Raw genomic sequence first — 21,808 nt, 5'->3', positions numbered from 1 at the left:
ACGATAAAGATCGAATTGCACGGATGTACTGCGGCTCGATCTTTCTAGTGTAAGCGTAGCGTGAGCGTATCGATGTCAGTGTTGCGTAACCATCCGAAGGGTGCGCGGTTCGCATCCTTCGGAATCGGTCTCTGCATCTTCGCATTGATGCCGAGAGAGACCGGCTATCAAGACATTGCATCTCTGCTGGCGCGTCAGCCCGGCGTCGCCGAGCGCTGGCAGAAGCAGGTGTTCTCTGCAGCCTCATCGATTCAGCTCGCCACTTACAGTTTCTCGCGCCCGATCGGAACGTCGGTTCCACAGAGCGCAATGGTTCGCCTCGCGAGCCTCGATGGTCGCGACGTCACCGGCACCATCACGCGCAATCCGGTGCTGCAGGCGCCGCCGCGTTACCAGGCCTCCGATTTCCCCAAGGTCGATCGCGCCCTGAAGGGTGATCGCCTCGCCACCGTGACACCTGCTGCGACTCCGGAGGCGGTCGTACCGTCCGCCGTACCTGCTGAGCAAGATCCCGCGACCTCCAACAGCTCGGTGATTGGCGCCAAGACGGTTCAGTTGCCGGCCGCGTTGCCGCAAGCGATGTCGCCGGAGTCCGCTGCCGCGCTCGATCCCGAGCTCCAGGAGGCGATGCGCGCGCCGCCCTTGCCGCAATATGCCAATCCACCGAAGGCCGGCGACAACGCGCTGTCCTTTGCGGCGCAGCCGCTCGCCGCGTTGAAGCAGGCGACGGTCGCTACCCCGCCGCGCGATCCCTTCAGCGTGAAGACCTCGAATCTGTTTTTCGGCAGCTCCTCGCTCGGCGGCAATGTCGAGAGCATCGAGAGCTGGCAGCCCGGCGCCGAGCCGCTGATCGTGATGCCCGACCCCGATATGAAGCTGGCCTCGCTATCGCCGCCGAACGAGGACGTCGCAAACGCGATCGAGAGCGGCGAGAGCGTCGCGCCGAAGGGCGAAGTCAACGCGGACAACCAGCGCGCCAAGTCGCCGGCGGAGCGGCTCGCGCTTGACGAGAAGTCACGCGCGAAATCGGAAAAGTGTCTCGCCGAAGCCGTCTATTTCGAATCCCGCGGCGAAGCCGTGCGCGGCCAGATCGCGGTCGCTCAAGTGGTTATGAACCGCGTGTTCTCCGGCAAATATCCGGACACTGTGTGCGGCGTGGTCTACCAGAACAAGTACCGGCACTTCGCCTGCCAGTTCACATTTGCCTGCGATAACAATCCCGACGTGATCCGCGAGCCCGAGATGTGGGAGCGCGCCAGGAAGATTTCCAAGGCGATGCTCGACGGCCAGATCTGGCTGCCCGAAGTCGGCAAGTCGACGCATTACCACGCCTATTGGGTGCGTCCGTCCTGGGTCGCCGAGATGAAGAAGATGTACAAGTTTGGCGTGCACACCTTCTATCGGCCGCGCAATTGGGGCGACGGCAGCGAGGAGCCGAGCTGGGGTACCCCGGCACAGACCGCGGCACTCTCGGCCGAGCTCGCCCAGGAAGCCAAGAGCTCCGCCGAGATGGGTGTGAGCGAGCGAAGGTAGCCTTTCTTACCTCGCCCCGCTTGCGGGGAGAGGTCGGATCGCTCCTGCGATCCGGGTGAGGGGGTGCAGGTCTCTCGACGGTCGCGCATGTGGAGAGAGGCCCCTCACCCCAACCCTCTCCCCGTAAGAACGGGGAGAGGGAGTAGACCGCCTCACGTCTCGATATCCAGTGCGCAGTCGAAATTCGGCGCTGAATGCGTCAGCGCGCCAGATGACGCGTAGTCGACGCCGGTCGCCGCGATCGCGGGAATCGAGTCCGGCGTGACGCCGCCGGATGCCTCCAGCTTCAGGCCACCGTCCGTCATCCGCACCGCCTCGCGCAGCGTCGCAAGATCCATGTTGTCGAGCAGCACGGCGTCGGCAAGACCGGCGTTGAGCACCTCGCGCAATTGCGCCAGCGTATCGACCTCGATCTCGATCTTGACGAGATGGCCGGCATGCGCGCGGGCGCGCTCCAGCACAGGACGGATGCCGCCGGCGACCGCAATGTGATTGTCCTTGATCAGGATCGCATCGTCGAGCCCGAAGCGGTGGTTGAAGCCGCCGCCGCAGCGCACCGCATACTTCTCCAGCGCCCGCAATCCCGGCGTAGTCTTTCGCGTGCAGCAGATGCGCATTTTGGTACCTTCGGTGCGCGCGACGTAGTCGGCCGTGAGCGTCGCTATGCCCGACAGCCGGCCGACGAAATTTAGCGCGGTCCGCTCTGCGGTGAGAATGGCGCGGGCCGGGCCGGAGATCGTCAGCACCTGCTGGCCGCGAGCGACGCGCGCGGCGTCGCGGACATGCGCGCGCACCTCGAGGTCGGGCGAGAGCTTTTGCAGCGTCGCCAGCGCGAGCGGCAGACCGGCGATGACGCCGGATTGCCGCGCGACGAGGATTGCCTGCGCCTTGGTCGCCTCCGGGATCGTCGCGAGCGAGGTGACGTCGCCGGCGCGGCCAAGGTCCTCGTCGAGCGCGCGATGCACGGCCGCGTCGATGGCGAGCGGAGAGAGAAACGCGTCGGGATAGAGCAGGGAGGTTGGGGCGATCATGACTAACTCCGTCAGGCGATCATGGATTGCGCGATGCGCGGCGTTGAATGCTCGGTGAGGCCGTCCGCGATCTCGCGCACCGCGGTGAGCGTGGTCATCGTTCTCTGGGCCAGCGCGGGCACTTCTGCAGGATGGTCGGAGCGGAAATGCGCGCCGCGGCTCTCGCGACGGCTCCAGGCTGCGGCGGCTACGAGCAGGGCCGCTGTCGCCATGTTGCGGACAGCGATGCTCGTGGCCGTTTGCTCGAGCGCAGCAAAACTGCGCACGGCGTCCGCAAGTCCGTTGCGCTCGCGGATCACACCGACATGCGTGCTCATCGTCGTGCGCAACTGCTTCACTCGAGCCTCATCCGGCGCACCGCCGCGCGGCGTCACCAGCGCCTCGGGGAGGCTGGCGGGTGAAGGGATTGCGTGACCGGTGATGTCGTCGGCAATGCGTGCGGCATAGACCACGGCCTCGAGCAACGAATTCGAGGCAAGCCGGTTGGCGCCATGCGCACCGGTGGACGACACCTCGCCGCCGGCCCACAGCCCGTCGATCGAGCTGCGGCCGCGTGCGTCGACTGCAATGCCGCCCATGTGATAGTGCACGGCCGGCGCGATCGGGATGGCTTGCGTCGCCGGATCGATCCCGGCGGCGATGCAGCTCGCATGCACGGTCGGGAATTTGTCGGCGAAGCGCTCGCCCAGTGCTTCTCGCGCATCGAGGAAGGCGCCGCGACCGCCTGCGATCTCGGCGAACACACCGCGGGCCACGATGTCGCGTGGGGCGAGCTCAGCGAGCGGATGGAGTGCCGCCATAAAGCGCTCGCCCTGGCCGTTGATCAGCGTCGCGCCTTCACCGCGCAGCGCCTCGGTCGCAAGCGGCGCGGGATCGCGGCCGATCATGATGGCGGTCGGGTGGAACTGCACGAACTCAGGATCGGCGATGTCAGCGCCGGCACGCGCGGCAATCGCAAGGCCCGATCCGTGGGCCTCGGCCGGATTGGTGGTGACGGCATAGAGATGGCCGATGCCGCCGGTCGCCAGCACGATCGTGCGCGAGGCGATCATCGTGGGCCTCGCTGCGAAATTGCCGGCCTCGCGCAACTGAAGACCGGTGACGGCGCCGTCCTCGGTGAGCAGTCCTTCGGCGACAAAGCCTTCGATCAGGCGGATCGACGGCGTGCGGCGCACGGCCTCGCTCAGCGCCGCGATGATCGCCGCGCCGGCCGCGTCGCCGCGGACGTGGACGATTCGCCGCGCCGAATGCGCAGCTTCGCGTCCCACGGCGAGCCGGCCTTCGAGATCGCGATCGAACGGCACGCCGTAGGCGAGCAGATCATGGATCCGCGGCGCGGCTTCGCGCGCGATGCTGAGCGCGACCGCTTCATCGACGAGGCCGCCGCCGACCGCGATCGTATCCGCCGCATGCGCTTCGGGGCTGTCGCCTTCCGCCACGGCAGCTGCGATGCCGCCTTGCGCCCATGCCGATGATGCACCTTGTCCAAGCGGCGCGGCCGAGATTAACGTCACCGGCCGCGGCGCGAGCTTGAGCGCGCAGAACAGACCGGCGAGACCGCCGCCGACGATGACCACGTCGTCGGTGGAGCGGGTGAGGTTGTGGATATTGTTTGTCATGTCACGCCTTCAATTCTTCAGATTGATCATCCGCTCGACCGACCGCCGGGCGCGTACGGCCAGCGCCGGATCGATCGTGACTTCCTCGCCGAGCGTCAGCAGGCTCTCCAGGATGTTGGACAGCGTGATGCGCTTCATGTGCGGGCAGAGATTGCAGGGGCGCAGCATTTCCACATCGGGCAGCTCGGCGCGGATATTGTCGGCCATCGAGCATTCCGTGATCATCACCAGCCGCTTCGGGCGCCTTGCGCGCACCCAATTGATCATGTGTGCGGTCGAGCCGGTAAAGTCGGCCTCTGCCAGCACGTCCGGCGGGCATTCGGGATGGGCGATGATCTGCACGGACGGATCGGCGTCGCGGAGGGCGCGCAGCTCGTCGCCGGTGAAGCGTTCATGCACTTCACACGCGCCCTTCCAGGCGATGATCTTCACGTCGGTCTTCGAGGCGACATAGGTCGCGAGATAACGGTCGGGCAGGAAGATCACGCTTGGCGCGTTGAGGCTCTCCACCACCTGTACGGCGTTCGACGAGGTGCAGCAGATATCGACCTCGGCCTTCACCTCGGCGGAGGTGTTGACATAGGCGACGACGGGCACGCCGGGAAATCTCTCGCGGAGCAGCCGCACGTCGGCGCCGGTGATGCTGGCGGCGAGCGAACAGCCGGCGCGGGAGTCCGGGATCAGCACCGTCTTGTCCGGATTGAGCAGCTTTGATGTCTCCGCCATGAAGTGCACGCCGCATTGGACGATGACATCGGCCTTCACCTTGGTGGCCTCGACGGCGAGCTGAAGCGAATCGCCGCCGATGTCGGCGACGCCATGAAAGATCTCCGGCGTCTGGTAGTTGTGGGCGAGGATCACCGCGTTGCGCGCCCGCTTCAGTTCATTGATCGCGTGAATCGTCGGCGCCATCAACGGCCATTCGATCGGTGGGATCACATGCTTGACGCGTTCGTAGATCGGCGCGGTGGCGCGTTCGATCTCGCTCGTCCATTCCAGAGAGGGCCGCGGCAGCGTGGGGCCAGTTCGTGCCGGCGCGAGCCGGGCGGAGATGGCTTGGCCTTGCGGCCGATTGGCGAAATCGTCGGGGCCGTAAATTCCAGTGATCGGCATCGAAGCCTCCCGTGCATGTCAATTATACTCATTAGGAGTATATATAGAGCCTGAGAAATCCGGCCGAGAGGGCCGGTGAGTTTCGCCAAAGTTTACATATACTCAATCTGAGTAGATCTTAGATAGCACGCTCATCTGGGAACCGCTAGGTCTCGCCGCACACATTCTCGTTAAGTCCAGTCTCGTTGCGCCCGGCAAGGTCGCGATGAAACGCAATGCTCCCGAACCAGCCCCTCGTGGAACGCAATCATTTTTGGCTTGGGGTTTTCATGCATTTGCATTAAACGCCAGACCCGCGGCTGCCGATTTGCAGATCCGCCAATGGCCGAGGAGGAAGACCATGTCGACACAAGCCCGCGAGCTCGGTTCGACCTCGCGCTCCTCCAACTGGCGTACCCCGGCCGTCATCATCCTGTGCGGCTGTGCGATCGGCATGCTCGGCTTCGGACCGCGCTCGGCGCTGGGCTTCTTCGTGCAGCCGATGAGCCATGAATTCGCCTGGGGCCGCGACGTGTTCGGCCTCGCCATAGCCTTCCAGAATTTGCTGTGGGGATTGGGCCAGCCGCTCGCAGGCGCAATTGGCGATCGCTTCGGCCTATTCCGGGTGATGTGCGTCGGCGCTCTGCTCTATGCCGGCGGCCTTCTGCTGATGCGTTATTCCTCGACGCCGATGTCGCTCAACATCGGCGCGGGCGTGATGGTCGGCTTCGGTCTCGCCGGCTGCTCGTTCAACCTGGTGCTGTCGGCCTTCACAAAGCTGCTGCCGGCCGAGAAGCGCGGCCTTGCGCTCGGCGCCGGCACTGCGGCGGGCTCGCTCGGCCAGTTCCTGTTCGCGCCCATTGGTGTCGCGTTGATCGACAATTTCGGCTGGCAGCAGGCGCTCACCGTGTTCGGCTTCCTGATGCTGCTGATCATCCCGCTGGCGCTGGCGATCTCGACGCCGCCGGTCGCAGCTACGGCCAATGCGGCGCCTGCGGATGAGCAAACCATTACCAAGGCGCTCGTGGAGGCCTTCGGCCATCGCTCTTACGTGCTGCTGGTGCTCGGCTTCTTCACCTGCGGCTTCCAGCTCGCCTTCATCACCGTGCATCTGCCGGCATTCCTGGTCGACCGCGGCATCTCGACGCAAACCGGCGGCTGGGTGATCGCGGCGATCGGCCTGTTCAACATCATGGGCTCGCTCAGCGTCGGCTATCTCCAGAATTCACTGCCGAAGCGCTACATCCTCTCGGCGATCTATTTCACCCGTGCACTCGCGACGCTCGCCTTCATCTCGTTCCCGATCACGCCGTTCTCGGCGATCGCGTTCGGCGCGGTCTCCGGCCTGACCTGGCTGTCGACGGTGCCGCCGACCTCGGCGCTGGTGGCGCTGATGTTCGGCACGCGCTGGCTCGCCACGCTCTATGGCTTTGCGTTTGTCAGCCATCAGGTCGGCGGCTTCCTCGGCGTCTGGCTCGGTGGCATCGTGTTCGAGCGGTTCGGTTCCTACACGCCGATCTGGTGGCTCTCGATCCTGTTCGGCGTACTCTCGGCACTGATCAATCTTCCGATCGTGGAGAAGCCGGTCGCACGAGCGGTTGCACAGCCCGCCTGATCGGCTAAACATCCCGGTCAAACAAGTCAGGGAGTTTGCTGTGGCCACTTTCAAGGCGATCCGGATCGACAAGGCCGACAAGGGCACCACTGCCGCACTTACCCAGTTCGACGAAGCCGAGCTGATGGACGGCGACGTCACCGTCCGCGTGGAATGGTCGACGCTGAACTACAAGGACGGCCTCGCGCTGACGGGCAAGGCGCCGGTTGTGCGCCGCTTCCCGATGATCGCCGGCATAGACTTTGCCGGCACCGTCGAAGCCTCATCGCATCCGCAATGGAAGGCGGGCGACAAGGTCGTCTGCACCGGCTGGGGCATGGGCGAGACTCATCTCGGCGCCTACGCCGAGAAGGCGCGGGTGAAGGGCGACTGGCTGGTCGCTCTGCCGCAGGGCCTCTCTGCCCGCGACGCCATGGCGATCGGCACCGCAGGCTTCACCGCGATGCTCTCCGTGCTCGCGCTGGAGAAGCACGGCGTCTCGCCCAAGAGCGGTCCGGTGGTGGTCACCGGCGCGGCCGGCGGTGTCGGCTCGGTCGCGATCGCCGTGCTGTCCTGGCTCGGCTACCACGTCATCGCCTCGACCGGCCGTGCCTCGGAGGCCGATTACCTGAAAAGCCTCGGCGCCGCCGAGGTGATCGACCGCAATGAATTGTCGGCACCGCCAAAGCCCCTGGCCAAGGAGCGCTGGGCGGGTGGCGTCGATAGCGTCGGTTCGACCACGCTCGCGAATCTTCTGTCGATGACCAGGTACGGCGGCGCCATCGCCGCCTGCGGACTTGCCGCCGGCATGGACCTGCCGTCTTCTGTCGCACCCTTCATTTTGCGCGGAGTGTGCCTTCTCGGCATCGATTCCGTGATGTGCCCGATCGACCCTCGAAAAGCCGCCTGGCAGCGCCTCGCCTCCGATCTGGATCGGTCGAAACTGTCTGAAATCACTACGGAAATTCCGTTTGCCGAAGTTCCGGAATGGGGCGCGAAAATCCTCGCCGGCCAGGTCCGCGGTCGCATCGTGGTAAAAATTGTCTAACGACGTTCAGACTTTACCAACCAAGCTGCTTCAATGTCGCCATGGTTAGTATGGTAAGCAGCGGGTAAAGAGATAAGGCATCGCCCGCTGCGGGGGTTAGTTCGGAGTTGAGCATGCTTGCGCGTATTGTGTTGGGGGCTGTCACGGCAGTCGTGACGTTTGCGCCGGCCATCGCCTTGGCCGGGAGTATGAATGCAGATGAGGCGCGCCGCTTCGTCGCCGGCAAGGTGTTCGCCTTCACCTGTTTCGACGGCACCCGCGGTGCAGGCCGTATCCTCGACGATCTCGGCGCCGCCGGCGCGGTGCAGTTTTCGGGCTCTGGCCCGGTCAAGCATCTCCGCCTGCCCGGCAACACGCTCCAGATCCGCGGCCAGAACGTTTGCGCCTCGATCAAGGGCATTCCGTTCGAGCCTTGCTTCAACCTCGAAAAGACCGACGACCGCAGCTTCCGCGGCTCGGTCTCGGGCATGGGCTTTGCCTATTGCGACTTCCACCACCAGGGCGGCAACCAGATGCTGATGGCGCGCGCCGTCGCGCGGCCGCGCTCGCTGCGTGCACCGGAGCAGACCGGTTCGGTCAACACATCGAGCACCGAGGTCGCTGCGCGCGTCGAGACTCCGCGGGTCGAGAGCAGCCGGATCGAGCCGGTGAAGTCCGAGCCCAAGTCGGATTCGAAGAACGAAGGTCCGCTGGAACTGCGGCGCTCGACCGAGTGACCTCTAGCGCGAAACTGCGAGCGCAATTCACCCGCCTTTGACGAATGCATCGGATACGAAGCCGCCGCGCCGTAGTCATACGGCCCGCGGTTTTTATGCCTTGGTAGCGACTGGCGCCCCAGCCTGCGTGACGGCCGGGGCGCGGCCCTAACCAAGGGTTCAAAAAAATGTCGCTGTATTTCTTCCGCATCAGCACCGGACGTTATTCCGGCGCCGCCGATCAGCCGTACGAGTTCGAGGATTCCACCGCCGCCTGGACCGAGATGACCGAGGTCTGTGCCAATCTGCTCGGCAGCATCTCGCGAAATCTGAAGCCGAATGCAAAGTGGAGCATGGAGCTGCTCGACGAGAACAAGGAGCCGGTGTTCCGTATCAGCCTGGTCGGCGAGGCCTTGTGCCGCGCCGACACGCGCGCAAATGCGGGCGGACGTTAACGAACGCGGCCTCTGCGATTCCGCGAAATGGCAATTGCTTGCACGTGAAAGCTGTGCAGATTCGGTAACTTGAGCAGTATTTCCGTACTTCTACCCACGCGGCGAGCGCCCGCGCTTAACGTTAATGAGCAACCTGCCGGTTAGCCTTCCTGACTGTTTACACGCTTCGCTGCGGCAATGCGCACCCCGGGGATATTGCAATGATGTTCATTCAGAACCTGCGAATTGGCACCAAGCTCGCCGTCACCTCGGTGCTGACCATCGGCCTTGTGGCGCTGATGATCGTCCTCCAGATGAGCGGAGGTGCCGAGGTCCGGAAGCTCGGCAATGAAGCATCCGGACAGCAGACGATCGCGCAAAATGCCGCCGAGGCGAAGGCCTCGGTGCGCGGGATGCAGATTGGAATTCGCGACATCCTGACGTCGAGCTCGCCGGCCGAGATGCAGAAGGCCGTCACCTATTTCAACGATCGCCAGACGTCCGCCCTCAAATTCGCAGGCGAGATGGCCAAGCTCTCGCGCTCGCCCGAAAATCGCAACCGGATTGATCGCCTGACGATGCTGGTCGGCCGGTTCGGCCAAGGACAGCAGCAGATCGAATCGATCCGCAACCAGCAGCTCGCGATCGACGGGAAGAAGGACGGCGAAGCGGCGGCGCAATTCGCCAAGCTGACCGCCGACGTCGACCGCGTCCGTAGGGAAACGCTGGCGCCGATCAACGAAGAGATCTCCGTGCTGGCCGACCAGATCACCAATTTTGCCAAGCAGAGGGCCACCGAAACTCGCGCGGAAGCAGAAGCGGAAGCCGCGTCCGTCGCGCGGACGTCGTTCATCACGGGCGTGCTGGTCGCGCTGCTCCTGATCGCTGCGTGCATCTTCTCGGTCTTCAGCATCGCGCGTCCCATGCGGGCACTGACGGTTGCGATGGAAAAGCTCGCCGACGGCGACTTCTCTGTCGTGCTGCCGGGACTTGGCCGCAAGGACGAGGTCGGCGAGGTCGCCGGCGCCGTCGAGAAATTCAAGATCGTGTCCGAGCAGAAGGCGCGCGCGGAAGCGGAAGCCAAGATGCGGCAGGATCAGATCGCGACCGAGCAGCGCAAGCTGGAGATGCGCAGGCTCGCTGACAGCTTCGAAGGCGCCGTCGGCGAAATTGTCGGCACTGTATCGTCGGCTTCGACCGAGCTCGAAGCGTCCGCCACGACGCTGACCTCGACCGCGGAGCGCACGCAACAGCTCACCACCGTCGTTGCGGCGGCCTCGGAGGAAGCCTCCACTAATGTGCAGTCGGTCGCGTCGGCGACCGAGGAACTATCGTCCTCGATCACCGAGATCAGCCGTCAGGTGCAGGAATCCGCGCGCGTGGCGAGCGAGGCCGTAGGTCAGGCCCGCAACACGACCGAGCGCGTCGGCGAGTTGTCCAAGGCGGCCGCGCGGATCGGCGACGTGGTCGAGTTGATCAACACGATTGCGGGCCAGACCAATCTCCTGGCGCTCAACGCCACGATCGAGGCGGCGCGCGCCGGTGAAGCCGGACGCGGCTTTGCCGTGGTCGCCTCCGAGGTCAAGGCACTGGCCGAGCAGACGGCGAAAGCGACCGGCGAGATCGGGCAGCAGATCGCCGGCATCCAGGCCGCGACCGAGCAATCGGTTAGTGCCATCAAGGACATCAGCGACACCATCGAAAGACTGTCCGAGATTTCCTCGACCATTGCCGCGGCCGTCGAGGAGCAGGGCGCAGCCACGCAGGAGATTTCCCGCAACGTGGCGCAGGCGGCTCAGGGTACCCAGCAGGTGTCGTCCAATATCACCGAAGTACAGCGTGGGGCGAGCGAGACGGGCTCGGCGTCGTCACAGGTGCTATCGGCTGCGCAGATGCTGTCCGGCGACAGCACCCGTCTCAAGGTCGAGGTCAGCAAGTTCCTGGGCACCGTTCGCGCAGCCTGACGGCGCCATCTCAACAGACTCAAGCTAGCAACCGCCGCGCGCAATTGCGTGGCGTTTGCTCGCGCGCATGTTGCGGCGCTGCGACGAATGAGATGCAGGGTTAACCTTCCGGAAAAGCGACGCAGGCATGATACCCGCAATATTCCGGGCGTTGAGTCGCCCTTCTCTATTACGTCATAGCGCTTTGGAGCACATTCATGAGCGGCCTTTCCATCCGCCTGACCCATAAGGTGATGGCGATCGGACTCTTCGGCCTCGTCGGTCTCGTCGCCTTCGGTGCGATCTATGAAATCGGCAGCCTCTCCCAGGACGCCTCCCGCGAAATTGCCAACCGCGCCCGCGCGATCGCCGACCTCAACAAGCAGCTCTCGATCGAGATGCTGGAGGCTCGCCGCAACGAGAAGAATTTTCAGCAGCGCCGCAACGAGAGCTATGCCAAGTCACATGCCGAGCTGATCGGCCCGATCAACCGCGATTTCGACGAGGTCGAACGGCTGATGTCGGCAGGCGGTATGGGCGCTCTGTCCGAGAAGACGAAGCAGGCCCAGGAGGGCTTCAAGCGCTACACTGCGGATTTCAACGCGCTGGTCGCTGCCGAAACCAGGCTCGGGTTGAACGAGACGCTCGGCCTGTCCGGTTCGCTACGCGCCGCGGTGCATGACATCGAGGCGAAGCTGAAGGAGATCGACGATCCCAGGACGACGAGCTGGATGCTGATGATGCGCCGGCACGAGAAGGACTTCATGTTGCGGCGCGACCCAAAATACATTGCCGAGGTGAAGAAGGCCGCCGTTGAATTCTCCAAGGCGATTGAGGTCGTCGCAGTCCCGACGACGGTGATGAACGACGTCACGGCCAAGCTCCAGAAATACCTGTCCGAGTTCGCGGCCTGGGCCGAGACCGCGCAGCAGAGTGCGGCCCTGGATGCCAGCATGATGCAGACGTTCCGCGAGCTCGAGCCCGGGATGCGGGAGGTGCGAGCCACGGTCGAGCGCCTCGACAAGCAGGCCGACGTCGCCGAAGCGGCGACCCGCGACGCAGTGCGCATGTGGATGATGATCGCGTTCCTCGTCACCGTTGCGGTGCTGACCGTGGTCGGCTTCCTGCTCGGACGCTCGATCTCGAAGACATTGTCCGGCATGGTCGACGCGATGACGCGGCTTGCGCGCGGCGAACTCTCGGTTGCCGTACCCGGCGTCGGACGCCAGGACGAGATCGGCGAGATGGCCGGTGCGGTCGAGGTGTTCCGAACCAACATGACGGAAGCCGAGCGGCTGCGCGCCGAGCAGGCGGAAGCCGACACGCGACGGCGAGCGCAGCGCAAGGCGGACATGAAGCGGCTCGCCGATGATTTCGAAGGCGCAGTCGGCGAGATCATCGAGACCGTCTCATCGGCGGCAACCGAGCTCGAAGCCTCTTCCAATACGCTGACGCGCGCGGCAGAGCGCTCCAACGGGCTTGCCACCTCGGTAGCATCGGCCTCGGAGGAAGCGTCCGCGAATGTGCAGTCGGTGTCGTCAGCGAGCGAGGAGATGACGTCGTCGATCTCCGAGATCAGCCGTCAGGTGCAGGAATCGGCGCGCGTCGCCGACGTCGCTGTCGAGCAGGCGCAGCGCACCAATGCGCGGGTCGGCGAGTTGACCAAGGCCGCGGGGCGCATTGGTGACGTGGTCGATCTGATCAACACTATTGCCGGCCAGACCAATCTGCTGGCTCTCAACGCCACGATCGAGGCGGCGCGCGCCGGTGAGGCGGGCCGGGGGTTTGCCGTGGTGGCGAGCGAGGTGAAGGCGCTGGCCGAGCAGACCGCGAAAGCAACCGGCGAAATCGGCCAGCACATCGGCGCGATCCAGACCGCGACGGAGGACTCCGTCAGCGCGATCAAGGAGATCGGCGACACCATCGCGCGGATGTCGGAAATCTCCTCGACCATTGCCGCCGCTGTCGAGGAGCAGGGCGCCGCCACGCAGGAGATCTCTCGCAACATCCAGCATGCCGCGCAGGGTACCTCGGACGTATCGGCCAATATCGGCGAAGTCCAGCGCGGCGCGGGCGAGACCGGGGCTGCGTCGGCCCAGGTCCATTCGGCGGCGCAATCGCTGTCGCAGGAGAGCAGCCGGCTGAAGAGCGAGGTCGCGCGCTTCCTGGATTCGGTGCGGGCGGCCTGACGGCGCAGGTCGTCACATCCCAATGCTGTATTGCACCGGTGCGGGGGTGTGGCGTGACGGGGTATCGGTGCGGCCGCAACAAATGATTGCAGTCGGGCTAAGTGTCGGAAATCGGCAAATCAGTGGTTCCCCTAGGTTCTTGTTAACGCCTGTTTGCAACTATGAGCGCAATCCTACCGGATAAGAACCAGCCAGCATCGTTGGAATGACCACCGCCCCGTCCGCCGCGACGGTCGCGGCGCGGGCGACTTGTGCGTTTACGTATCATCGGGATTGTCGTGATGTCGAAGTTGTCGATCGTCTTCAAGCTTCTGACCGTGTTGTCGGTCCTCGTGCTCTCGCTCGCCGGCGTCGGCGTCGTGGCGATCGGCACCATGCAGAACATCAATTCCCACACCGTCGAGATCGCGCAAAGCTGGCTGCCGAGCGTCCGTGCGCTGGGCTCGATCCGCGCTGATGTCAATGAGCTGCGCGTCGCGCTCCGTCTGCACCTGATGCAGGACACCGCCGAGGGCAAGGAAGCGGCCGAAAAGCGCCTCGCCTCGCTGCGCGAACGCATCGAGCAGACCCGCAAGACCTACGAGGCGCTCATCACGACCGCCGAGGAGCGCTCCATCTACGGACAATGGACGACGGCTTGGGGCGAGTATCTGAACGGTGTGCAGGACGTGATGGCGCTATCGCGCAAGAGCCCCGGCAAGTTCCCGGCCGACGCCAACGAGCTGCTGCAGACCAAGGTCGCGAAGATGGCCCAGGCCGCCGATCCGTTGTTGACGAAGGACATCGAGCTCAACAACCGCGGCGCCGAATTGGAGACCAAGCAGGCGGCCGACAGCTACGCCACGATCTTCCGCGTGCTGGTCGGCATCATCATCGCTTCGGTCGTGGTCGCGATCGGCGCGGCCTATTATCTCGTCCGCGACGTCTCGCGCGGCATTGCCTCTATCATCAAACCGATGCAGTCGCTCGGCGAGGGCGACCTCTCGGCAGAGGTGCCGCACCGTGGCGACAAGACCGAGATCGGTTCGATGGCGGATGCGCTCCAGATCTTCAAGGAAGCGCTGATCGCCAAGAGGGCCGCCGACGAGGCGGCCGCGCGCGATGCCGAGGCCAAGATCGAACGCGGCCGCCGCGTCGATGCCATCACCCGCAAGTTCGAGGCCATGATCGGCGAAGTCGTCGGTACCGTCTCTTCGGCCTCGACCGAGCTCGAGGCGTCCGCAACGACGTTGACCAATACCGCGCAGCGCGGTCAGGAGCTCGCGACGGCGGTCGCCGCGGCGTCCGAGGAAGCATCGACCAACGTGCAGTCGGTTGCGTCAGCCTCGGAAGAGCTGTCGTCCTCCGTCACCGAGATCAGCCGTCGCGTGCAGGATTCGGCGCGCATGGCCGCGGAAGCGGTCGACCAGGCGGCGCGCACCAATGCGCGCGTCAACGAGCTGTCGCAGGCGGCTTCCCGCATCGGTGACGTCGTCGAGCTGATCAACACCATCGCGGGCCAGACCAATCTGCTGGCGCTGAACGCCACCATCGAAGCGGCGCGCGCAGGCGAAGCCGGCCGCGGCTTCGCCGTCGTCGCCTCCGAGGTCAAGGCGCTGGCGGAGCAGACCGCGAAGGCGACCGGCGAGATCGGGGCGCAGGTCGCAGGCATCCAGGCGGCGACGCAGGAATCGGTCAGCGCGATCCAGGAGATCGGCGGTACCATCGAGCGGTTGTCGGAAGTATCCTCCGCGATCGCCGCCGCGGTCGAGGAGCAGGGCGCGGCCACGCAGGAGATCTCGCGTAACGTGCAGCAGGCCTCGCTCGGCACACAGGAAGTCTCGATGAACATCACCGACGTGCAGCGCGGCGCGATCGAGACCGGCTCGGCCTCGACGCAGGTGCTGTCGGCGGCGAGATCGCTCGCGACCGACAGTACGCGCCTCAAGGTCGAGGTCGCGCAGTTCCTTGAATCGGTCCGCGCGGCCTGATCCTCAACTGCCTGTTTGTTGAACCGGCGGAGCCTGCCGCCGGAACAGGATGCGCTGGTACAGCCAGCCGATCGCGACCAGCACGATGCCGAGGCACATGAACGACAGCGCGCGGTAGACGCCGGTCAGCGTCGACATGTCGATCACGAAGGCCTTCAGGATCGTCAGCGCGATGACGGCGGCCGACGCCAGCCGCGCCCGCTCGGAGTTCACTGTTAGGCCGATGCCGAGCAGCACGACGCCGAAGGCGAGCCAGCCGATCGAATAGCTGTATTGCTCCGCCCCCGTGGTCTCGCCGCTGGTGAGCAACGGGCCGTGATAGAAGCGGCGGATCTCCAGCGTCAGGTACGACAGCGCAAACACAAGGGCGGCACCCGCGATGGTGTTCGCATAGACTTTGCCGCGCGCACCGGCGACCGCATAGGCGAGCAGCAGCATCAGCACCGCCGGCAGCGCGTAGCAAAGCAGCAGCAGGTTGAACACGGCGCCGCCGACATCGATGCGCCACAGCAGCGGGTTCTCCAGGAACAGCAAGCCGAACACGCTGATGAAGCCGGCGATTGCAGTGAGCACGACCGCGCCGACGTTGTGCACGATGCTGTGGCTGCGCAGCCGCAATCGCTCCAGCCCGATCGCCATGGCCAATGACACGCAGACCTGGAGGCCTGCTTCGAGCAGTGACGGCGCTGCGATCATGTCGCCGCTGGTTGCGAGATGGCGAACCTCCATGAAGGCGAGCAGCGCGGTGAACAGGATCGCGGCCGCCTCCACCATGCGCAGCGGCGCGTCGTCACCGCGTCGTCGCAGGAAGATGCTCGCAGCCCAGAACGAGGCGGCCGGCAGGCCATAGCCCCACAGCAGCCAGTTGAAGATCGGCGTGGTGCCGACGGCATCGCCGACGATGCGGGGGTCGTAAAGGATGCGCGCGGTGACGATGCTGGCGAAGATGGCGGCGAGCCAGCGCAGGAACGGGATCGGTCGCGGCATCGCAATCCAGGCGGTGCCGAGCGACATCAGCGCCAGCGCGATGGTGAGCCAGCCCTTCTCCAGCGCGAAGGTCAGCGCCAGCGCCAGTGCGCCGAGCGTGCCGGTCGCAAACAGCGCAGTGGAGATCGCAACGCCCGGCCGGGTCTCGCGGCGCGTGAGCGTTTCGGTCGCCGCCGCGAAGGCAGCAGCGAGCAGCACCGCGAGGATCGCAAACGGGATCGAGCGGTCGAGATGGGCGATGCGGGCATAGAGCGCGACCAGGATCGCGATCGGCGTGGCGACACCCGCCGCCGACCACACTACGGGAATGATCGCTGAGCTCGAGCGCCCCTGCGCGAAGAAGCCCGCGATGCCGAAGCCGGCGGCGAAGATCGCGGCCATCACGAGGTGCAGCGTCACTGCGCTGTCGGTGGCGGTCGGCGTGATGCCGGGCATGGGGCCGCCCGGCAGCACCAACATGTCGGGATTGGCGCGCACGGCCCATTCGGCGAACACGATGAACACGGTCGCAGCGGCTGCACCCAGCGCGCCGACGGCAGCCTCTGCCCGCCAGGCGACGAAGAGCGTCGCCGCAACGAGCAACGTGAAGGCGATCAGCGCGAGATCGGCATGCGCGCTCGACAGCACGATCAGCATCGCGCCGAACAGATAGGCGCCGAGAGCGCTCGACGAGACCGGCTCGATCTGCCCGTCCTCGATGGTAGGGCCGAATATGAAGCCGCAGACGACGAGCAGCGCGGCGAGCACGAAGCCGGCGATCACATGGAAGGCATGCGGCGCGACCTGCAAATCGCTCACTTCCAGTCCCGGGAAGATCCAGAGTACCGCGAAGACGATGGTGGTGACCGCGAGCCAGCGCCACAGCCGGATACGGGCGAGACCAAAGCTCGCGGCGGTGACGATGGCCAGATAGATGTAGAGCGCCCAATAGTCCGGCTTGCCGCTGGAGACGAGCACCGGCGTCGCGAAGGCGCCGACCACGCCGAGGCCCGCGAGCGCCGGCCCGTGCAGCAGTGCTGCCGCGAGCGTGCCGAGCGCGACGAGGCCGAGCAGCACGAAGGCCGTGGCGGGCACCAGGAAGTCATAGAGCGCGTAGGCCGCATACACCGTTGCGAACGCGACCGCGGTTCCGGCCGCGGTGAGGATCGCGGGGATGTTGGCGATCGGCAACGCCGCGATCGTCGAGATGCTCTCCCTGCGCCGCGTCCATTCGCCGGCGCCCAGCAAAGCGAGCGCGAACAGGCCGCCGAGGAACACACGCACGCCGGGGCCGACCAGGCCGGCCTCGATCGAATAGCGCACCATGAAGAAGCCGCCGAGTGCGAGCGCAAGTCCGCCGATCCACACCACCCAGCGGGTGCCGAGCCGTTCTTCGAAGCCCGGTTCTGCGGCGGGCACGGGGGGCGCGATATTGTCGGTGCTCGCCTCGAACGGTGGCGGCGTAACTTGTTCGGTGACCGGCGGCGGCGCCAGCTCGGTTTCGGGCGCGAGCGGCGGTGGCTCCGCGGCAATTGTCGCGGGCGCTTCGGGCGCCGGCGTGGGCATCAGCGGTGGCGGCTGCACCTGCCGTTGCGCGTACAGCATTGCCTCGAGCGAGTTCATCCGCCGGCGCAGTTCAGTCGCCTGGCTGGTGGCCTTGATCGCGATCAGGAAGGCGACGATCGCAATGAGAATCGCAAGGTCGTCGAACGGGGCGTCGAACATTAAGGCCTCCAGGCAATCGGCGGGCGGGGGCCGATCGCAAATCTTGGATCTAGCGCCGGGAGCGCACGCGCAAGCCGGGCGCCGGCCGCTCCTGGAGCACGTCGCGGCGGAAGCGATAGAGCGCCGCCGGTCTCCCGCCGGTCTGTGTCGACATCACGCCGGTCGGTTCGACCAGGGCTTCGGTTTCAACCAGACGGCGGAAATTCTGCTTGTGCAGGTGCCGGCCGGAGATCGCCTCCACCGTATACTGCAACTCAGTGAGTGTGAACTCGGCGGGCAAAAGTTCAAATACCACAGGACGATACTTCAACTTCGCGCGCAGCCGCGCAATTCCCGTGGCGAGGATTCTGCGGTGGTCGAACCGCATGGAGGTGCCGAGCGGGGGCAGCGTCCTGCGCGCCAATGCCGCCGGCCGGCCGTCGCGCCGCGCCTCCTCGACCAAGCCTGCCTCGTACAGGAGTTCATAGCGATCGAGCACGCGCTCCTCGTCCCAAGAAGCACCCTCGAGGCCGAAATAGAAGCGTACGCGATCTTTTCGCGGCAGCGCGCGTGTGGTTTCCGGCGTTTCTTCCTCGGCCCATGCGGTCAGCGCCGGGATGATGTCGCGGGCAATGATCGCAGGCGGCGCCTCGCGCCAGTCTTCCCAGGGGAAGAAACGATACCAGGGCTCGAAGCTCGCCGCGTTCGCAGTGCCTTCGGCGGCGCGCGTCAGCGCGAGATAGCCGATCGACACCATATGCGCGCCGGTGTCGCCGGCTTCCGCATGGCGGCCGCGATCGCCAAAGGTGTAGAGCTGCTCGACATAGCCCAGCCGCAAGCCCGCCTGTTCCTCGACCCAGGCGCGCAGGCCGATCTCGAAGGTGCGATGGCTCGGCGCATCGAACGGACCGAACGGCAGTCCGGTCAAGCCGTCGCCGCCGCGCGCGGTCAGCACCAGCGGCTCATGCTCCTCGATCGCGACGATCGCAGCGGTCAGGCCGATCTCGATCGGCGTCAGCAGCTTATCGCTCATTCGGTGACGATCGCTGATGTCATTCGAGCTCGATCACGAAGGGGTGGCCCTCGACCATCATGGCGCCCGGGCCCATCTCGTCGAGCGCGCGCAACATGCGGCCGTTGCGCCCCAGTGCGCGGTCGGCCAAGCTGACGATGCGCCGGTTCGGCGAGGCGATCGGGGAGGCCGCGCGGATTTTCTTGGCGATCTCGATCTCGTCGCGATTCGGATTGAGCGCGCACGCCGTGGCGAACGCGCTTGCGGTGGAGCGGCTGATGCCGGCATAGCAATGCACCACCAGCGGTGCGCTGCGGTCCCAGCCGCGAACGAAATTCAGCACCTGCTCGACATGCGTCTCCGAGGGCGCGACGAAACCGTCCATCTCCTCGGTGATGTCGTCCATCGACACCTTGAGATGGTTGGCAGGGAGCACCGACACCGGCCGCGCCACCTGCTCGACATTGGCCATCACCGTCAGCACATGGCTGGCCCCGGTGCGGCGGACGGTTTCGGGAAGTGCGGCGAGGGAACAGACGTGGATCATGGGGGGACCTTTTTCTTGATTATAGCCGCGACCGTAGAGTGGGCAAAGCCTCACCGTCGTCCCGGACAAACGCAGCGAAGCGGAGTGCAGATCCGGGACCCATAACCACAAGATCGGGTTTTGCGAAGACTCGTGGTTGTCAGTTTCGCACCGCAACTTCTCCCTTGGGTTATGGGTCCCGGCCTTCGCCGGGACGACGACGGAATTAGTAGCGCCATCGACCCATGACAGCACCTACGCAAACACGGCGCCAAACCGCTCCAGAAACTGCTTCTCGGCCCGCGCCGCCGTCCAAGGCGTCAGGTAGTCGCGTCGGACGTTGTCGGAGAGGCCCGGATCCCTCCCGAACAGGCGCTTCGCCTCGCTCTCGCTGAAGCCGGCGAGCTCGGTCGCCTCCAGATAGGCCGCGCCGCGATCGGCGGCCTTGATCGCCAGCGTGATCTCGTCCGCGAGAACGGGCGGCAGGCCGAAGCGGATGTGGATGGCACCGAGCAGGCGCTTCTCCACGGCCTTGTAATGGCCGTCGAGCACCGCCTTGAACGGCGAGATCATGTCGCCGATCACGTACTCGGGCGCGTCGTGCAGCAGCGCGGCGAGGCGCATGCGCTGATCGACGCCCGGCATCTCGTGCCGCAGCACGGTTTCCACCAGCAGCGTGTGCTGCGCCACCGAGAAGATATGTGCGCCAATGGTCTGCCCGTTCCAGCGGGCGACGCGCGCGAGCCCATGCGCGATGTCGCCGATCTCGACATCGAGCGGAGAGGGATCGAGCAGATCGAGCCGCCGGCCCGACAGCATGCGCTGCCAGGCGCGGGAAGCCACGTCGCGTGAAGTCTTCCCGGCCGTCATTTGGCCTTGAGGCGCGGCTTGCGCTGCATCTTGCTGCAGGTCGCGTGGCAGTGGCAGTCGACGAGATGGTCGTTGACCATGCCGGTCGCCTCCATGAAGGCATAGACGATGGTCGGCCCGACGAACTTGAAGCCGCGCGAGGACAACTCCTTGGAGACCTGCACCGACAAAGGTGTCGAGGCCGGCACGCTTGCCGTGGTCTTGAAATTGTTGACCTTGGGCCGGCCGTCCATGAAATTCCACAACAGCTTCGAAAAGCCGGGACCCTTCTCCATGATGTCGAGATAGGATTTTGCGCTGAGGATCGCGCCGTCGATCTTGGCGCGGTTGCGCACGATGCCGACGTCGTTCATCAACGCGTGCACCTTCTTGTCGTTGTAGCGCGCGATCTTCTCCGGCTTGAAATCGTCGAACGCTTTGCGGAAATTGTCGCGCTTGCGCAAAATCGTGATCCAGGAGAGGCCGGCCTGAAAGCCGTCGAGGATCAGCTTTTCATAGAGCGCGCGGTCGTCATACTCGGGCACGCCCCATTCGATGTCGTGATAGGCGACATAGAGCGGATCTTCGCCGGGCCATGGGCAGCGGGTCTTTCCGTCGGGATGCAGGCGGGGAGCACGGCTCATGCGGTGGGCTGCTTTGCGGGAATGCGGACGACATCAGGTTCTGCCAGCTTCAACGCGAGGCCGCCAGCGGTCAGCGGCTGCCCGGCATCGAGCGCGTCCGCAACGCGGTCGATGCGCACCAGCGCAATGCCCTTGCCTTGCGCCGACGAGCCCATGGTGCCGACGGACTTGTCGCCGGCCATGACACTGACACCAGCCTCGGGCGAGGAGCCCTCGAGCAGTACCTTCACGCTGCGGGTGCGCGCGGTGCCGCGATGCTGCATGCGCGAGACGACCTCCTGGCCGACATAGCAGCCCTTGTCGAAATCGACACCGGCGAGGCGGTCCATATTGGTCTCGTGCGGGAACGCATCGCTGTACATGAAATCGAGCCCGCCGCGCGGCACGCCGAGTGCGATGCGATGCGCCTCGTAGTCGGCGGCATCGACCAGCTCGGCGCCGATCAGGTCTGAGAGTTTCTGCTTGAGATCCTCGGGGATCAGGATGCGAGTGCCGAGATGCTCGTTGCGTGGATCGGCAAAGGCGAGATCAGGCTGAGCCGCCAGCTGGCCGTCCCAGGCCGCGAGCACGCCGAGATCGTCGGAGAGGTTGTCCACCGTCACCTTGGCGCGCAGCTTGTAGAATTTCAGCTTGGTGGCGAGGCCGTCGGCCAGCGGTTTCGGGCAGTCGATCAGGAACCCGCCGCCATGGCCGGCGGGGACTTCCGTGATCAGGAAGTCCACGATGATCTTGCCCTGCGGCGTCAGCAGCGCGCCGAATCGCCCCAGGCCCGGCTTGAGCTTGTCGATATCGGTCGTGATGAGGCCGTTGAGGAAGTTGCGCGCATCCTCGCCCGCGACCTTGATCACGCCCCGGTCCGGAAGAAACGCTGATTTCATGCGAAAATCTCTTGCGACATGGTGCTCCGGAACGTAAGCCCGCAAGGCATAAACGACAAGACCTCGAGCCCTGCGCTTGGG

The 21,808-nt window shown here is 65.3% G+C and carries 17 protein-coding genes; 8 read left to right on the top strand and 9 right to left on the bottom strand.

Annotated features, from left to right (window positions below):
* Nucleotides 1-72 precede the first annotated feature (72 nt).
* Nucleotides 73-1,533 (top strand): cell wall hydrolase, encoded by a 1,461-nt coding sequence (locus ABID59_RS12320; protein WP_354083545.1) that lies wholly within the window; start codon nt 73-75, stop codon nt 1,531-1,533.
* 152 nt (nt 1,534-1,685) lie between these two features.
* Here the strand turns inward: ABID59_RS12320 and nadC are convergent, their stop codons facing one another.
* Genes nadC through nadA form a run of 3 tightly spaced genes read right to left on the bottom strand, consistent with a single transcriptional unit; the run spans nt 1,686 to nt 5,296 of the window.
* Entirely contained in the window at nt 1,686-2,564 is an 879-nt protein-coding gene (nadC, locus tag ABID59_RS12315) for a carboxylating nicotinate-nucleotide diphosphorylase (protein WP_354033618.1), read from the bottom strand.
* Between the two features lie 11 nt (nt 2,565-2,575).
* Nucleotides 2,576-4,183 (bottom strand): L-aspartate oxidase, encoded by a 1,608-nt coding sequence (locus ABID59_RS12310; protein ID WP_354083544.1) that lies wholly within the window; start codon nt 4,181-4,183, stop codon nt 2,576-2,578.
* Nucleotides 4,184-4,192: 9 nt separating this feature from the next.
* A complete protein-coding gene (gene nadA, locus ABID59_RS12305; RefSeq protein ID WP_354083543.1) occupies nt 4,193-5,296 on the bottom strand; it encodes a quinolinate synthase NadA in 1,104 nt (367 codons plus the stop codon).
* A 340-nt stretch (nt 5,297-5,636) separates the two neighbouring features.
* On the opposite strand from nadA, the gene ABID59_RS12300 reads away from it, so the two are divergent.
* The 7 genes from ABID59_RS12300 to ABID59_RS12270 all read left to right on the top strand — a co-directional run bounded on the left by ABID59_RS12300 (nt 5,637) and on the right by ABID59_RS12270 (nt 15,148).
* The gene (locus tag ABID59_RS12300) at nt 5,637-6,890 is read left to right on the top strand and encodes an MFS transporter (protein ID WP_354083542.1); all 1,254 of its coding nucleotides are present in this window, start codon (nt 5,637-5,639) and stop codon (nt 6,888-6,890) included.
* Nucleotides 6,891-6,930: 40 nt separating this feature from the next.
* A complete protein-coding gene (gene acuI / locus ABID59_RS12295; RefSeq protein ID WP_354083541.1) occupies nt 6,931-7,917 on the top strand; it encodes an acrylyl-CoA reductase (NADPH) in 987 nt (328 codons plus the stop codon).
* Nucleotides 7,918-8,030: 113 nt separating this feature from the next.
* Entirely contained in the window at nt 8,031-8,633 is a 603-nt protein-coding gene (locus tag ABID59_RS12290; RefSeq protein WP_148750007.1) for a hypothetical protein, read from the top strand.
* Nucleotides 8,634-8,800: 167 nt separating this feature from the next.
* Nucleotides 8,801-9,067: a DUF6894 family protein gene (locus ABID59_RS12285; RefSeq protein ID WP_148750006.1), complete on the top strand. Its 267-nt coding sequence runs from the start codon at nt 8,801-8,803 to the stop codon at nt 9,065-9,067.
* 200 nt (nt 9,068-9,267) lie between these two features.
* Nucleotides 9,268-11,010: a methyl-accepting chemotaxis protein gene (locus ABID59_RS12280; protein ID WP_354033611.1), complete on the top strand. Its 1,743-nt coding sequence runs from the start codon at nt 9,268-9,270 to the stop codon at nt 11,008-11,010.
* 197 nt (nt 11,011-11,207) lie between these two features.
* Nucleotides 11,208-13,178, top strand: coding sequence for a methyl-accepting chemotaxis protein (locus tag ABID59_RS12275; RefSeq protein WP_148750004.1), 1,971 nt, complete (start codon nt 11,208-11,210; stop codon nt 13,176-13,178).
* A gap of 281 nt (nt 13,179-13,459) precedes the next feature.
* The gene (locus tag ABID59_RS12270; RefSeq protein WP_354083540.1) at nt 13,460-15,148 is read left to right on the top strand and encodes a methyl-accepting chemotaxis protein; all 1,689 of its coding nucleotides are present in this window, start codon (nt 13,460-13,462) and stop codon (nt 15,146-15,148) included.
* A gap of 3 nt (nt 15,149-15,151) precedes the next feature.
* Here the strand turns inward: ABID59_RS12270 and ABID59_RS12265 are convergent, their stop codons facing one another.
* From ABID59_RS12265 to ygfZ, 6 genes are all read right to left on the bottom strand, one after another.
* Nucleotides 15,152-17,839, bottom strand: coding sequence for a DUF2339 domain-containing protein (locus ABID59_RS12265; RefSeq protein WP_354083539.1), 2,688 nt, complete (start codon nt 17,837-17,839; stop codon nt 15,152-15,154).
* Between the two features lie 49 nt (nt 17,840-17,888).
* Nucleotides 17,889-18,851 (bottom strand): NUDIX hydrolase, encoded by a 963-nt coding sequence (locus ABID59_RS12260; RefSeq protein WP_148750001.1) that lies wholly within the window; start codon nt 18,849-18,851, stop codon nt 17,889-17,891.
* 19 nt (nt 18,852-18,870) lie between these two features.
* The gene (locus tag ABID59_RS12255; protein ID WP_148750000.1) at nt 18,871-19,377 is read right to left on the bottom strand and encodes a tyrosine phosphatase family protein; all 507 of its coding nucleotides are present in this window, start codon (nt 19,375-19,377) and stop codon (nt 18,871-18,873) included.
* 234 nt (nt 19,378-19,611) lie between these two features.
* On the bottom strand, nt 19,612-20,226 hold the full coding sequence (locus tag ABID59_RS12250) for a YfbR-like 5'-deoxynucleotidase (RefSeq protein WP_354083538.1): 615 nt from the start codon (nt 20,224-20,226) through the stop codon (nt 19,612-19,614).
* Entirely contained in the window at nt 20,223-20,849 is a 627-nt protein-coding gene (locus ABID59_RS12245) for a DNA-3-methyladenine glycosylase I (RefSeq protein ID WP_354033603.1), read from the bottom strand. The genes ABID59_RS12250 and ABID59_RS12245 overlap by 4 nt, the downstream gene beginning before the upstream one ends.
* Nucleotides 20,846-21,727 carry a CAF17-like 4Fe-4S cluster assembly/insertion protein YgfZ gene (gene ygfZ / locus ABID59_RS12240; protein ID WP_354083537.1) on the bottom strand — a complete coding sequence of 294 codons (882 nt, stop codon included), beginning with the start codon at nt 21,725-21,727 and terminating at the stop codon, nt 20,846-20,848. Before ygfZ ends, ABID59_RS12245 begins: the two co-directional genes overlap by 4 nt.
* Nucleotides 21,728-21,808: the final 81 nt, after the last annotated feature.

This window comes from Bradyrhizobium sp. S3.3.6 (genome assembly GCF_040546905.1).
GTDB lineage: Bacteria > Pseudomonadota > Alphaproteobacteria > Rhizobiales > Xanthobacteraceae > Bradyrhizobium > Bradyrhizobium cytisi.
This window is presented reverse-complemented; position numbering and strand designations above follow the sequence as displayed.